Origin of the sequence: Streptomyces sp. CB02056 (genome assembly GCF_001905545.1) — a bacterium.
Classification (GTDB): Bacteria; Actinomycetota; Actinomycetes; order Streptomycetales; family Streptomycetaceae; genus Kitasatospora.
Genome location: NZ_LIPD01000007.1, coordinates 389,037 through 402,678, shown reverse-complemented (window position 1 = coordinate 402,678; position 13,642 = coordinate 389,037). Strand labels below are relative to the sequence as shown.

The following is a 13,642-nucleotide window of genomic DNA, read 5'->3' as shown; positions in this document are numbered from 1 at the left end:
GTACCGCGTCCGTCCTGCGGAAGGAACGGGCGGGATGGTGCGCCGGTCGTATACCGATGGCCCGCCCTGCTGCGTCTGACGTACCGCCAGTTCGTGTCACAGGGCGATGCCTTCGGGGGAGGTGCGTTGAGAGGCTCGACCGGCACGGCCCGGACCTCCTCCGGGCCGGACGCGTCCGTCACCCCCCGGGAGAAAGCAGCATGACCATCACCGGCACCACCGTCCGGCGCGCCTCGGCCGCGGGCCTCGTCCTCGCCACGGGCCTCACCACCTGCCTGGCCGTCGCACCCGCCGCCCTCGCCGCGACGCCGGCCCCTGCCGCCGGACTCGGCCGCTACTACCAGCAGCGCCTGGACTGGCACGGCTGCGCTCGGGGCGGGGAGGACCAGACGGGCCGCGCCCTCGACGCCGCGGGCGCGCGCTGCGCCGACGTGACCGTACCCCTCGACTACGGCGACCCCGGCGGCAGGACCATCACCGTCGCCGTGTCCCGCCTGAAGGCCACCGACACCCGCCACCGGATCGGCTCCCTCCTGGTGAACCCCGGAGGCCCGGGCGGCCCAGGCCTCGGCATCGGGCTCACCGTGCGCCCCGTGATGAAGGAAACCGGCGCCCGCTACGACGTGATCGGCATGGACCCGCGCTTCACCGGCCGCAGCACCCCCCTGGACTGCGGCCTGCCCTCCGGACCCGGCCTGCTGTCGGCCGGCCCCGACCGGGCCGGCTTCGACCGCCAGACCGCCCGGGCCAGGGACGTCGCGGACCGCTGCCGGGCCACCAACGCCGACGTCCTGCCGCACGTCACGACACGCAACACCGCCCGGGACATCGACGTCGTGCGCGGCGCGCTCGGCGAACGGCGGATCTCCTACCTGGGCTACTCCTACGGCACCTACCTGGGCACGGCCTACACCCAGATGTTCCCCACCCGCTACGACCGGGTGGTCCTCGACAGCGCCCTGGACCCCGACCGCTACAACCCCCGCCTCATGAAGGGAACCGAGGCCGAGAACGAGAAGGCGTACGACGACTGGGCCGACTGGACCGCCGCCCGCGACAGCACCTACGGCCTCGGCCGCACCCGGGAGGAGGTACGCGCCACCCTCGACGGCGTCATCGCCGCCTCCTCCCGCGAACCGCTCACCGTGGGGACCGCCCCCGACGCCTTCCGCCTCGACGACAGCCAGGTCCCCGCCCTGCTCTTCACGGGGATGGCCGACGACACCGACCCGGCACGCGCCTCCCTGGCCGAGCAGATGTCCCTGCTCGCCCGGGCCGCTCAGGGCCACCCCTCCACCCTGCCGCCCGCCTTCGCCGACCTCCTGCGCTCCGTGTTCACCCCCGCCGGCTCCAGCACCGGCAGCGCCCAGACCGCGATCCTGTGCGGAGACGCACCCGCCCCGCGCGACCCCGAGACGTACTGGAGCGACATCGAACGCGCCCGCGCCGCCCACCCGCTGTTCGCCCCGCTGACCGAGAACATCACCCCCTGCGCCTTCTGGGACCGCCCCCGCGAAGCCCCCGTCCGGGTCCGCCACGACACCCCGGCCCTGATCGTCGCCTCCACCGGCGACCCCCGCGTCCCCTACACCCGCAGCACCGCCCTGCACGACCGCCTCCCCAGCTCCCGCCTGCTCACCCTCGCGGGCGCCAACCAGCACGCCAACTACGGTGTCCACGGCAGCTCCTGCGTCGACACCACCGTCAACGCCTACCTCGCCACCGGACACCTCCCCGCCCGCGACCGCACCTGCACCGCGTAGGCCCGCTACTCAGTGGCCCTTGAGTACGTCCGCTCATGCGTTCCGACCAGCTGTTTCCCTAGCGTGGCCCGCATGGACACGAACGTGGCTCCCGCCTGCCCCCGGCCCTCCGACACCCCGCGCTGGGCCACCGTCCTCGGGGTCGCGCTGGCGGTCCTCACCGCCCTGGTCGTCCTGGGAGCCATGGCGCTGGCCACGTTCGAGGACTCCCTGACCCAGCACGGGTACGTCAAAGGCCCCGGAACCGTCGTCGAGCCCCTGGGCGCCGGCGGGACCGCCCGCTACGACGACGGCCTGAGGATCACCGTGGGCCCTCCCCGCCGGGAACCCGACGGCAGCTACAGCTTCACGATCACCTACGACAACGGCACGGGTGAGGAGTTGCGCCCCGGTGGGACGTCCCCCGACACCGGCGTCGGCACGACCGGTGGCTCCGCCGCCGTCGTGGTCCGGGCGGGGAAGGCCATCGACTCCGGCCCGCTGTCCACCCCTTCCGCCTTCGGCTCCGCTCCCGTCCCTGCTCCCGGCATGACCTTCCTGGACCAGGCCGCGACCGTCACCGCCCTCACGCCGCTCCTCGGCACGGAGCAGAAGCGCACCGTGTCGGTGCGGGTGAAGCCCGACAAGCAGGGAGGCCCGGTCACGGTGGAGGTCGCCCCGAAGTCGCCCGGGTTCCGCGACACCGCGTACTGGCAGTTCGACCTCGGCTGACTCCACGTACAGGTGCCGCCTCTGCCGCTCCGTGGTGAGTGGCCGACGGTCAGGGCCGCTGTGAGGAGGCGGACGCGTGCGAGAGCCCGTCAGGCTCCTTCCGCGGCCCGGCGGCAGCTACGCGCAGCCGGTCCAGGGCCGCCTGGCTCTCCGCGTCCGCCGCACGGTAGATCACCAGCAGCTGGTCCGGGTCCTGGAGCGGCCTGAGGGTCTCGAACTGCACGGTGAGGACGCCGGCCTCGGGGTGTCGCAGCGCCTTGTGGCCGCGGCCGTTGACCCGGACGTCCCGCTCCGCCCACAGGCGCGCGAACTCCTCGTCACCGGCGGCGAATTCGGCGATGAGGCCGCTCAGGGCCCGGTCTTCCGGGTGGGCGGCCCACGCGGCGCGCAGGTGGGCGATCCCCTCCCGCACCACGCGTTCGCGGTCGAGGTAGAACTCCCGCACCCGCGGGTGCATGAGGCACAGCCACATCGCGTTGCGCTGCGGGGGCGGCAGGGCGTCGAAGTCCACCATCAGTCCCGCCATTTCGGCGTTCCAGGCCAGGATGTCGTAGCGGTGGTTCAGGAGCATGGCGGGCAGCGGTGCGAGGTCGGCGACCAGCCGGGCCAGCGGCGGCGCGGCGGCGGTGGCGGGCCGGTCGGCGCCGGGGGGCCGCCGCAGGGCCAGGTCGAAGAGGTAGGCACGCTCGTCGGGGGCCAGGCGCAGCGCCCCGGCCAGGGCCTGGAGCACGTCGGGGGAGGGGCGCAGCCCGCGGGCCTGTTCCAGCCGGACGACGTAGTCGACGCTGACCCCGGCCAGTTCGGCGACCTCCTCACGGCGCAGCCCCGGGGTGCGGCGGTTCCGGAGGCGCGCCGGCAGGCCGACGTCCCGGGGATCCAGGCGTTCGCGCCGGCTGCGCAGGAACGCGGCCAGCTCCTGGGTCTGGGTCCTGTCCGGCGCGGAGGTCGTCATGACCGGCGCAACAGCCAGGGTAGGACAGATGTTCCCAGGAAGTCCCCTCCCTTATCCGCGCCCCGTCGCCGCCGCAGACTCGCTGTCGACGACGGATCACGAACACGGGAGGTCACCATGGCACTCACCCTCGACAGCTACCGGCTGCTGGGCCGTTCCGGACTGCGGGTCTCACCGCTCGCGCTGGGCACGGCCACGTTCGGCACCGAGTTCGGCTGGGGCGCGGAGAAGGCAGAGGCGCGCAGGCTGTTCGACGCCTACGTCGAGCGCGGCGGCAACTTCATCGACACCGCCAGCACGTACACCGACGGCAGTTCCGAACGCCAGCTGGGCGAGTTCACCCGGGGCGGCCGCGAAGGCCTGGTGCTGGCGACGAAGTACACCACGCTGCGCCGGCCGGGCGACCCGAACTCCGCGGGGAGCCACCGCAAGAGCATGTTCGCCTCGGTGGAGTCCAGCCTCCGGCGGCTGAACACGGACTACCTCGACCTGCTGTACCTGCACGTGTGGGACTTCACGACGCCGGTCGAGGAGATCCTGCGCGCCATGGACGACCTGGTCCGGCAGGGCAAGGTCCTGTACGTGGCGGTCTCCAACGTCCCGGCCTGGGAGGTCTCGCGCATGCAGGCGGTCGCCGACCTGCGCGGCTGGTCCCCGCTGGTCGCCCTGCAGATCGAGTACAACCTCCTCAACCGGGCGGCGGAACGCGATCTCGTCCCGATGGCACGGGAGATGGGCCTGGGCGTGTTGCCGTACTCCCCGCTGGCGGGCGGCCTGCTCACCGGCACGTACGGCCGCGCCGACCTGACCGCGGCGGCCGCCGGCGCGGGGGAGGGCACCCGGAGGAGCTTCAACGCCGGGCTGGGCATGGTCACCGAACGCGCCCTCGCCGTCGCCGAGGTCGTGAAGGAGGTCGCCGCCGAACTGGGCCGCACACCCGCGCAGGTCGCGCTCGCCTGGACGCTGAACCGGCCGGGCGTGACGGCGCCCGTCGTCGGCGCCCGCACGCTCACGCAGCTGGAGGACAACCTGGGCGCCCTGGAGGTCGAACTCAGCGCCGCCCAGTCGGACCGCCTCGACGAGGCCGGCCGCATCGAACTCGGCTACCCCCACGACCTGCTGGCCGGCCCCCACATCCGCCAGGTCACCCGGGGCGACCTGAAGATCGCCCCCCGCCCCTGAGGCCCGACGGCGCCCCGAGACGCCACCCACCTGACTCCCCGAGCAGACCGCACAGGCCATCCTGGGAGCGGTGCCGCACCGGACGATCAACACCTAAACCCCGTAGTGAAGTTAGAGAGGACATGAGCACCACCGAAACCAGGCTCGCCCCGCTCCCGATCGTGGACGTCCACGTCGTCCTGCGCCACCAGGACCCGGCGGCTCTGCGCTCGATTGTTCACCTCACTGAGACCCGTAGAGCTCCCACTGCCTCATGACCCCTGCGTAGAGGTAGGAACACGCCTCTTCCTCCGAATCGAAACTCGCTTCCTCCCAGTGCTCGCCACGCTCATAGACGTCGATCGTCCATCGACCGTCGCGGCCCTCGGTGAGGACGGGGGCCGCCTCGTGCAGATGGTTGGACGTCGAGAGACCCCGCGTGCTGATCCCGTAAAAGCGGTCGCTCACACCTGCCTCGGTGAGGCGCGTCAGAAGTTGATGACGATCCATCAGCAGGATTTTCCATTCTCGAAGACAAGGTATTCCGCGGCGCAGAGTACCTTGACGGGCTTTTCAAGGGAGAACTGAGTGACGCCTCCGGGTTGTTCGAACCACGGTGCGGCCTTGGTTGCCGCAGGAATCCACTGCATGCGAATTCCAGCACTTCCCGACGAACTGCTCCCTCGCCAGGTTGTCGTATCGCTCCCACTCCTCGGCAAGGCGCCCGGCGTCGGCGTGGGTGGCGCCGCGCGCGCTCCCCGGCTGCTCCTGTGCGCCGTACCACCCGAAGCGTTGGCCCACCCGGGATGGTCGGCCAGCCGTGCCTGTCCCGCGAGGAGGAGCGGTGGGACCGCCATTTACTTTGGGTGCTCGCCCACCTACGCTCTGCTCTGAAATTCTCGGAGCGTCGCACAGAAGGGGGAATCACCCGTGGGTGACGAGAACAAGGGCGGCCCGAACGACGGTAGGGGCGGCTCCCACGCCAAGCCCGGTGGCCCGCAGATCGGCCCCAAGCCGAATCCCGACGGACAGGGCCCGACTCCCGATCCGAAGCACAAGTGACGGCGATCGCCGACCTCCAGGGCCGGCTCGTCGACCGGTTGGAGGCCTCGGGTGCGCTGACCCCGGGCTGGCGTCAGGCCTTCCTCGACGTCGGGCGCCACCTGTTCCTCCCGGACGTCGTCTGGGCGAGCACCAGCGACGGCTACGAGCGCTGCGACCGGACGGAGAACCCCGGGAGGTGGCTGGAGCTCGCGTACTCCGACGTGGCGATCGTGACGCAGTGGGAGGACGACGCGGACGGCGGGCAGCGGGAGCCGACGTCGTCGGTCTCCATGCCGACGATGGTGGCCTCCATGCTGCGCGACCTGGACGTCCACGAGGGCCACACGGTCTGGGAGGGCGGGACCGGCCCGGGCTGGAACGCCGCACTGCTGGCCCGGCGCCAAGGCGCGGATGCCGTGGTGACCGTGGAACTGGACCGGGAGGTCGCCGCCCAGGCCGAGGCGAATCTCCGGGCCCTCGACGACGCCCCGACCGCGGTAGTGGGCGACGCCGCCGACGGGTACCCGCCACGGGCCCCGTACGACCGGGGGATCCTCACCTGCTCGGTACGGGAGGTCCCCGCGGCCGTGATCGGGCAGATCCGGCCGCAGGGCGTGCTGGTACTGCCCTTCGCGCCGCTCTTCGGCGGCGGAGCCGTCGCCCGCCTCACCGCCGCCGGCCGCACCGCCGAGGGGCCGTTCACCGGGTCCTCGGCGTTCATGCGCATGCGTCAACAGCGCTACCAGGGCCCGCCCGTCGACGACTACCTGCCCGGCGACTGGCCCGGCGACGCCACACAGGAGTACACGACCCTCAGCCCGCTCGATGTCGTGGACGACTGGCTGGCGTCCTTCGTCGTGGGCCTGGTCGTGCCCGATGTGTACTACCGGCGCAGCGACGGCGACGGGATGACCACCCTGTGGCTGTTCGACACCGGCGTCACGTCCTGGGCCACGGTCGACTTCGTGGACGGCGCGGAACGGTACGAGGTCCGCCAGTCGGGTCCTCGCCGGATGTGGTCGGAGATTGAGGACATCGTCCGCTGGTGGGAGAAGCAGGGCCGCCCGGGCTTCGACCGGTTCGGGCTGACCGTGGACACGGACGGCGGGCACCGGGCGTGGCTGGACGAGCCGGCCAACCCGCTGCCGTCCGTACGGGGGTAAGGCTGAGCCCGGCCGGACAGCGGCTTCCCCCGCGGTCCGGCCGGCACGTCTCCCGGTACCGGATCGGCCGGGAGACGAGACCTCCCGTGCTCCTCGGCGGCGCGCCGCCCCGCGCCCTGCGGCGCCCGAACGTCCCGCTGTACGGCGGCCGTTGACCAGTAGGTCGGCGTCTCATCGTGCGTCAGGACGGCGCTCCGCCGTCCGATGGCGCTGACGTCCAGCACCAGCACCAGCACCTGCTCGCCCGCCGGCCGGCCGACCGAGAGCAGCCGGCCGGTCGCGGCACGCACGGCCTCCCCGCCGAACCGGCGTCGCTCAGACCACCGCCCCGTTGTGGTCGCGCGCCCGGGCCGTGCCCGCCGCGTGAGGTGCCGGTGCCTCCCCGGCCTCCTGCGGCCGGTCCGGGAACCGCTCCTGGAGCAGGACGACCACCGGCATCGCGGTGAACACCGTCGACGCGGTGCCCAGCAGGACCCCGGCCAGCAGCGCCACCGAGAAGTCGGCGAGCGAGTCGCCGCCGAAGGCCGCCAGGGCCACCAGGACGAACAGCGCCCCCATGCCGGTGTTCACCGTCCGGGGGAGGGTCTGCGCCACGGCGCGGTCCGCGAGATCCGCCCAGCTCGCCTTCGTCCCGGTCCGGCGCAGCTCGCGCAGCCGGTCCAGGACCACCACCGTGTCGTTGACCGAGTACCCGACGATGGTGAGCAGCGCGGCGAGGAAGACGCTGTCCACCGGCTTGCCCAGCCAGGCGAAGAGGCCGAGGACGAGCAGCAGGTCCTGCGCCATCGCGATCACCGCTGCGGCCGCGAAGGCCCACCGGAAGCGGATCGTGAGGTAGAGCAGTTGGGCGGCGACCGCGAGCCCGAGCGCGGCCAGCGCGTAGCCGCGCAGCTCGCCGCCGAGGCTCGGCCCGATCAGCTCGTCGCGCTCCACGGACAGCTCGCCGGTGACGCCGGTGAGCGCCTCCCGGATGCGCTGCTGCTGGTCGTCGCCGGTCTCCTTGGTGCGGACGGACACCCCGGTGTCGCCGGTGGTCTGGACCACGGCCTGGGGGAACCCGGCGCCGACCACCGCCGCGCGGGCGGCGTCCGCGTCGACCCGCTGCGCGGCGGTGTACTGCGCCACCCGACCGCCGGTGAACTCGATGCCGAAGTCCAGGCCGCGCCCGCCGATCCCGGCCACGGCGAGCAGGAGCAGGCCGGCGCAGGCGCCCAGCCAGCGCCGCCGGTGGCGCATCAGCCGGGGCGGCCGCCGGGTCAGCCGGGTCCGGAGCCGGCCGACGGTGGCCATGCCGGTCAGGGCGGGCCGCCGGGCGACGGCGGGCCGGCGCACCGCCCACTCGGCGAGCAGCCGGGTGATCAGCATGGCCGAGAACATCGAGGCCAGCACGCCGATCGAGAGCGTCACCCCGAAGCCCTTGACCGGGCCGGTGGCGAACACGAAGAGCAGACCGGCGGCGAGCAGCGTCGTCACGTTGGAGTCGGCCACCGCGCTCCATGCCTTCGCGAAGCCGACGCGCAGCGGGCGCCGAAGGTCCCGTTCCCTGCCGGGGCCGGCCGCCCGAGGCGCGGTGTACTCCTCCCTGGCCCGTTCGAAGACCAGCACGTTGGCGTCCACCGCCATGCCGATGGCGAGCACGAAGCCGGCCAGCCCGGGCAGGGTGAGCGTCGCGCCGAGCGCGACCACGGCGGCGTACGAGATCAGTCCGTAGAGGGCGAGGGCGACGGTGGCCAGCACACCGAGCAGGCGGTACACCGCGATGACGAAGGCCCCGGTGCAGAGCAGGCCGATGGCCGCGGCCAGGGCGCTGGCCCGAATCGCCTCGGCGCCGAGGGTGGGGCCGACGGTGCTCTGCTCGATCACCGTCACCGGTACGGGCAGGGCACCGCCCTTGACCAGGGCGGCGAGATCGCGGGCCTCGTCGGCCGAGAACCCGCCGGTGATCTGGGTCGAACCACCGGTGATCCCCTGCCCGCAGGGCACGCTGTCCTGGACGCCGGGGGCGGACAGGACGCGGTCGTCGAGCACGATGGCGACCCGGCGGGTGGGGTCGGCCGGCGCGGCGCACGCGGCTTCCCCGGTGAGCCGGGCCCAGGCGTCGCCGGCCGAGCCGCGGAAGGAGAGGTCGATGCTCCAGCCGAGGCCCGTCCGGGTGTCGAGCACGGCCGAGGCGTCCTTGACGCCGTCGCCGGTCAGCACCGGCGGACCCAGCCGCAGGTGGCCACCGGGGAGGCCGGGATCGGCGAGGACCCGGGAGCCGTCCGCCGCCGGGGGTCCGGCCGGGCCGTCGGCGTTCGCGGTGACGGCGTGGAAGGTGAGCTGGGCGGTGCGGCCGATGACCCCGGCGGCCTCGCGGGGGTCCTGGATGCCGGGGAGTTCGACGACGATGCGCCGTTCCCCGGCGCGGGCGAGCGAGGGTTCGGCGACACCGAGACCGTCGACCCGGCGGCGCAGTACCTCCAGCGCCCGGTCGGTGGCGTCCGCGTCGGCGCGGACAGTGGGCGAGTCCTGGGTCTCCAGGACGATCCGGGTGCCGCCGCGCAGGTCGAGCCCGAGGCGGGGCGGGGTGGTCAGGGCGACGTAGAACGAGACGCCGACGACGGCGAGCGCGACGAGCGCGCGCCAGAACGCGGCACGGCGAATAGGCATGGGTACTCCACGGGCGGTCCGCGGGAGCCGGGCGTCCGCGGAGGGACGCCGCACCCGGGACGGGCGGACGCGAGGGGACGGCGCGCCGCCGGGAACGCTCCGGGCACGGTGGCCGGAGCCCTCCCGTCCGGGCCGCGGGCAGGCCGCGGCACCCGGGTCGGCGGGCGCGGTGGAACGTCAGCTGGACCGGGTGGAAGGGGGACCGCGGGTGTGGCGGGGGTCGTAGCGATCGGACGGCGGCGCCCGCTCCTGGCGCGGCTCCGGGGCGTACATCCCGGGCCGGGGCCGGGGGGCGTCCGTCCTGGTGGACGGGAGCGCGACCGGCGGCAGCGCGGGCAGCCGGGCACCGGCCTCGGCGGCGGCCGTCTGCCGCTGGGCGACGTCGTGGCGGGGGCGGTCCGCAGCGCGCCGGGCCTCCGCGCCCGCCGGGCCGAGCCGTGCGACGGCGGGGGCCGCCGGGGCGGCGACGGCGGGCGGCGTGCCGGGGGCCGGCTGCGCCGCGCCCGTCGCCGTGGCCGTCGTCGTGCCGAGGAGGACCTGGCAGACGGCCCAGGCCGTGAGGAACGCCCAGGACAGCGCGGCCGCCGCGGTCCGACGTACCCGTCGCTCCACTCCAACCCCCTCCCCGCTCGTGCCGTCACCAGGCCCCGCCCGCAAGAAGCTCTCACTGTAGGCGACGACACCGTCGTGCGGGGAGGCCAGGGCGGCGGAGCGGCCCGGCCGAGGCCGGGGTCACGGTCCGGCGGGGACCTGCGCGGTGGCGTGAGGGCGCCCTCCCGAAGGACGGCGCCCTTGAGCCGGCGTCCTTGATCCGGCGTCCGCGGATCGGTGCCGCCGGCCGAGGAAGTAGCCGATCTCCAGCGTGCACCCGCCGTACGATCGCTCGCTCCGCCTGCGCGGGGAGGCCCGAACCGAGGACGTCGACCCCTTGGACTTCCACGCGTCCGCCTCGCCCATGGACAGACGAAGGCCGTCGGCACGCTCGACGGGATCGCCGTTCGCGCTCTCATCGCGCTCCGGCGGCATGGCGGTCGGGCTGGTCGGCCGCTTGGCGTCGCCTTCCCGCTCTGTCATCCTGCGGGAACGGTGGCCGGGGGAGGGCCGTCGGGTGGTCCGTGCTTCAGGGGGTTTGATGGGATCGGTCGGTGTGGTGTGCGCGGTGGCCGCGCTCCTCGGGGCGGCGCTGCTGCGATGGCAGCCGGCCCGGGGGAGGGCTGACGGCCTGACAGCCGCGGCGATCGCGGGGGTACGTGGGGGGTCGAAGGCCGCACTGGTGGTGGCCGTCGTCGAGCTGCACCTCGCGGGGGTGCTCGACACCGACCGACGGGGCCGCCTGCGGCGGGTGGTGCACGCCCACTCAGGGCAGGACGCAACTCCACTGCACCGGGCAGCGCGGACGGCGTTCGGCCGGGACCTGTCCTGGGCCGACGCCGTGACCACCCCACCTGTGCGGCGGGCCCGCGAGGAGACCCGCACCGACCTGGTCCGCCGCGGCCTGCGCTGCGGTCCGGCCCGGCTGGCCACATCCAGCGTGCTGGCTGCGGCCACGTGCGCCACGGGCGCGTTCGCCACCGCCCGGGGCGCCTGGTGGACAGGACTGCCCATGACCGTACTCCCGCTCATACTGCTCTGCGCTCCGGCCCGCACCCTCGCCGGACACAGGCTGCTTCGCGAGCTGCGCCGCCGGCACCCCCTGAACGGGGCGGCGACATCAGGTGGCACACCATCGGAGCCTGACGGGGCAGGACTGCTGACCGCGCTGTACGGACGCCGGGCGCTGCGCCTGCTGCTGCCGGACTTCGCCGCGCGGGCCGCGCTCCTCGGCGGGCGCGGGGCCCGGGAGACCGTCGCCCGCACCGGCAGCGACTACGGCCCGTACGAGGGGTCCGGCGACGCCGCGATCTACGGCGGCGACCTCTGATCTCGGGTGACCCCGAATGCCGCTGCCGGTACAGGCGCCCGTCGGCGGACTGCGGCTCAGCACCGCTGCCGGGCCCTCCCGCCGCGGTGCGCGCCAGCGCGGACCTGTGGCCCGCCGGTCCGCACACCGCACCGACCACGACGCCCCATCGGCCCCGCCAGTGCGGAGGCTTGCCTGCGGCCTTCTCCGCACCGCATGTGGCTCATGCGGCCCGATCCTGTCAACAGCCGGTGGTGGCAGGTGTGTTCAGCAGGGGACGGCCTGGGCGCCGATGAGGCCCTGGCCGGTGGCGGCGGCTCTTCGCCAGACCGGTACGAGGTCGTCGAGCAGGGCGGCGGCGTCCTCTTCCGAGACTTCGTCCAGGATGTCGTACAGGCGCTGCTCCACGGTGCTGCGCTGGTCGGGTGTCAGGTCGAGTGCGGCCTGGACGGCGGGGAGCGTGGCGCGGACCTCCTGCGGGGTGAGGACGAAGTGGCCGAACCAGCCGGGCAGGGCGAGGAACCGCTCGGCTCGGAGCGCGTGGGCGAGGCCGACGGCGGGGTAGGCCTTGCGGCAGGAGGACTTCAGGAACGGGCCGGCCGCCTCGTGGGTGCCCCAGATCCCGAAGAGCACGTCGAGGTGGTCGTCGAGGAGGTAGGGGGCGGCCAGGTCGTGGAGCTCCGTCACGTCCGGTCGTCCCGGGCTTTCGTGGCGCCACCGCTCCAGCCCCTTGCGGCCTGCTGTTGCCTGGGCGTCGATCAGGGGCGTGAACACCGGGGCCACGTCGGCGACCACGTCGACGGGCACCGGCATCACGACCCAGTACCCCCTGAAGCTCATACCGCGAGGATAGGCGGACCGTGTGACACCCGGGCCGTTGTTCCCGGGGCCGTTACCGGCGCCCGACGATGGCGTTGGCGGCGGTGTGGCGGGAGGGCGGGTCGTCGGGGCCGCCAGGTGTCCTGGCGACGATGGAGTCGGGGGTGAAGTTCCACCCGGGCTTGCCCGTGTCGGCGAGGGGGGTGCTGGCGACGGCGAACCCGGAGCCGTCGGCGGGGGCGGCGACCTCGCTCAGGGTGGCGTTGCCGTCGCGGTGGGAGGCCCGCAGTCCGTTGTACGTGCCGTGGATGGTCTGGCCGCCGTCGCGCAGCGGGCTGAGTGAGGCGGTGGGGGTCTGGTACGGGTCGCCGGCCGGGCCGAGGTTCGTGAAGACGATGCTCGCGGTCGGTTTCGTCGGGTCCGCCTTCCCAGCTGCGACGGCCAGGTTGCGTGCGGCGGCGGCGTCCGCGGGAAGGGTCCCCACCGCCGGGTTGGGCGGGACGTAGGCGGCGATGTGGGTGGCGGTGTCGGGGTTGCCGTAGGCGAGGACGGCGCCCGGGACGTGGGACACCGAGCGGGGGTCGTCCACGCTGAGCAGGAGCTGGGGCGGTACGCCGGGGGTGTCGATCTGCTTCTGGAGGGCGTCGAGGCCGTCCAGGTTCGCCTGGGTGATGTTCTGCGAAGGGGGGCCGGTGAGTTCTCGGGCCATCTCCTCGCGGAGCTGGGGCAGCCAGGCCCGGTTGGCCTGGTCACGGACCTCGGCGGGCACGCCGTCCAGGGACCCGATCCAGCTGGGGCGGTCCTGGATGAGCTGCTGCCGGGTGGCCTCGGGCAGGGAGTCCCACCACGCCCGGTTGGATTCGGGGTTGCCACCGCCGCTCCCCACGCCGCCGCCCGGCATCCGGTCGAGTTCGGCGACGGCCTTGGTGATCTCGGCGACCTTCTCCGGGTCGTAGTCCCCGTCCTGCTTGGCGATGTAGTCGAAGGCGGCCAGGGCACGGGCGAGGCGGTCGTCGTCGCCCCGGGCGGAGGTGCACAGGGCGTCGATGTCCGTCACGAGGCGGTCCCGGGCGGCCTCCACCTCCTTGCGCCACTCGGGGTCGTTGCGGGAGTGCTGGTCGGGCGGCAGGACGCGCACCACCGGTGTGGCGTTCACGTCGGCGGCGACGATCTCCAGGCAGTTGCCGGTCGCCCGCGTGATGAGCGTCTGCTGGCGTGCCTGCAGGAGGAGGACGCTGTCGATGCCGTCGGTCAGCATCCGGCGCAGGTCCTCGATGAACTGGTCGACGAGCAGCAGTTGGTTGGTGCGGTTCTGGAGTGCGGTGGTGGTCGCGTCCGACGCCTGGCCGTGCCAGGACGAGGAGGCGAGGGTGCGCTGCATCGTCTGCCAGGCGGTGACCTGCTGCTTGTACCTGCCCTCGAAGGTCGTCAGGACCTGGACGGCCGTCCTGAGCGTGCCGACATCGGCTTCCTTGATCAT

At 73.8% G+C, this 13,642-nt stretch carries 11 protein-coding genes; 5 read left to right on the top strand and 6 right to left on the bottom strand.

Features of this window, described 5'->3' with window-relative positions:
- Positions 1-200: 200 nt before the first annotated feature.
- Both AMK13_RS20660 and AMK13_RS20655 read left to right on the top strand, forming a co-directional pair.
- Positions 201-1,763: an alpha/beta fold hydrolase gene (locus AMK13_RS20660; protein WP_074003575.1), complete on the top strand. Its 1,563-nt coding sequence runs from the start codon at positions 201-203 to the stop codon at positions 1,761-1,763.
- A gap of 72 nt (positions 1,764-1,835) precedes the next feature.
- On the top strand, positions 1,836-2,474 hold the full coding sequence (locus tag AMK13_RS20655) for a hypothetical protein (RefSeq protein ID WP_074003574.1): 639 nt from the start codon (positions 1,836-1,838) through the stop codon (positions 2,472-2,474).
- A gap of 49 nt (positions 2,475-2,523) precedes the next feature.
- Here AMK13_RS20655 and AMK13_RS20650 read toward each other — a convergent pair whose 3' ends face one another.
- On the bottom strand, positions 2,524-3,426 hold the full coding sequence (locus AMK13_RS20650; RefSeq protein WP_074003573.1) for a helix-turn-helix domain-containing protein: 903 nt from the start codon (positions 3,424-3,426) through the stop codon (positions 2,524-2,526).
- 117 nt (positions 3,427-3,543) lie between these two features.
- On the opposite strand from AMK13_RS20650, the gene AMK13_RS20645 reads away from it, so the two are divergent.
- The gene (locus tag AMK13_RS20645; RefSeq protein ID WP_074003572.1) at positions 3,544-4,608 is read left to right on the top strand and encodes an aldo/keto reductase; all 1,065 of its coding nucleotides are present in this window, start codon (positions 3,544-3,546) and stop codon (positions 4,606-4,608) included.
- Positions 4,609-4,830: 222 nt separating this feature from the next.
- Here the strand turns inward: AMK13_RS20645 and AMK13_RS20640 are convergent, their stop codons facing one another.
- Entirely contained in the window at positions 4,831-5,097 is a 267-nt protein-coding gene (locus tag AMK13_RS20640; RefSeq protein ID WP_074003571.1) for a hypothetical protein, read from the bottom strand.
- Between the two features lie 548 nt (positions 5,098-5,645).
- Here AMK13_RS20640 and AMK13_RS20635 point away from each other — a divergent pair.
- A complete protein-coding gene (locus tag AMK13_RS20635) occupies positions 5,646-6,794 on the top strand; it encodes a protein-L-isoaspartate(D-aspartate) O-methyltransferase (protein WP_241852970.1) in 1,149 nt (382 codons plus the stop codon).
- A gap of 315 nt (positions 6,795-7,109) precedes the next feature.
- On the opposite strand, the gene secD is transcribed toward AMK13_RS20635, so the two are convergent.
- Together secD and AMK13_RS20625 are read right to left on the bottom strand one after the other, a co-directional pair.
- Positions 7,110-9,443, bottom strand: a complete 2,334-nt coding sequence (gene secD / locus AMK13_RS20630; protein WP_074003570.1) for a protein translocase subunit SecD — start codon at positions 9,441-9,443, stop codon at positions 7,110-7,112.
- A 177-nt stretch (positions 9,444-9,620) separates the two neighbouring features.
- Positions 9,621-10,055, bottom strand: a complete 435-nt coding sequence (locus AMK13_RS20625) for a hypothetical protein (RefSeq protein ID WP_074003569.1) — start codon at positions 10,053-10,055, stop codon at positions 9,621-9,623.
- A 520-nt stretch (positions 10,056-10,575) separates the two neighbouring features.
- Here AMK13_RS20625 and AMK13_RS20620 point away from each other — a divergent pair.
- Positions 10,576-11,364 carry a TIGR04222 domain-containing membrane protein gene (locus tag AMK13_RS20620; protein WP_079272350.1) on the top strand — a complete coding sequence of 263 codons (789 nt, stop codon included), beginning with the start codon at positions 10,576-10,578 and terminating at the stop codon, positions 11,362-11,364.
- Positions 11,365-11,610: 246 nt separating this feature from the next.
- Here AMK13_RS20620 and AMK13_RS20615 read toward each other — a convergent pair whose 3' ends face one another.
- Together AMK13_RS20615 and AMK13_RS45985 are read right to left on the bottom strand one after the other, a co-directional pair.
- Entirely contained in the window at positions 11,611-12,183 is a 573-nt protein-coding gene (locus AMK13_RS20615; protein WP_074003567.1) for a hypothetical protein, read from the bottom strand.
- 52 nt (positions 12,184-12,235) lie between these two features.
- Complete coding sequence (locus AMK13_RS45985; RefSeq protein ID WP_074003566.1) at positions 12,236-13,642, bottom strand: hypothetical protein; 1,407 nt, start codon at positions 13,640-13,642, stop codon at positions 12,236-12,238.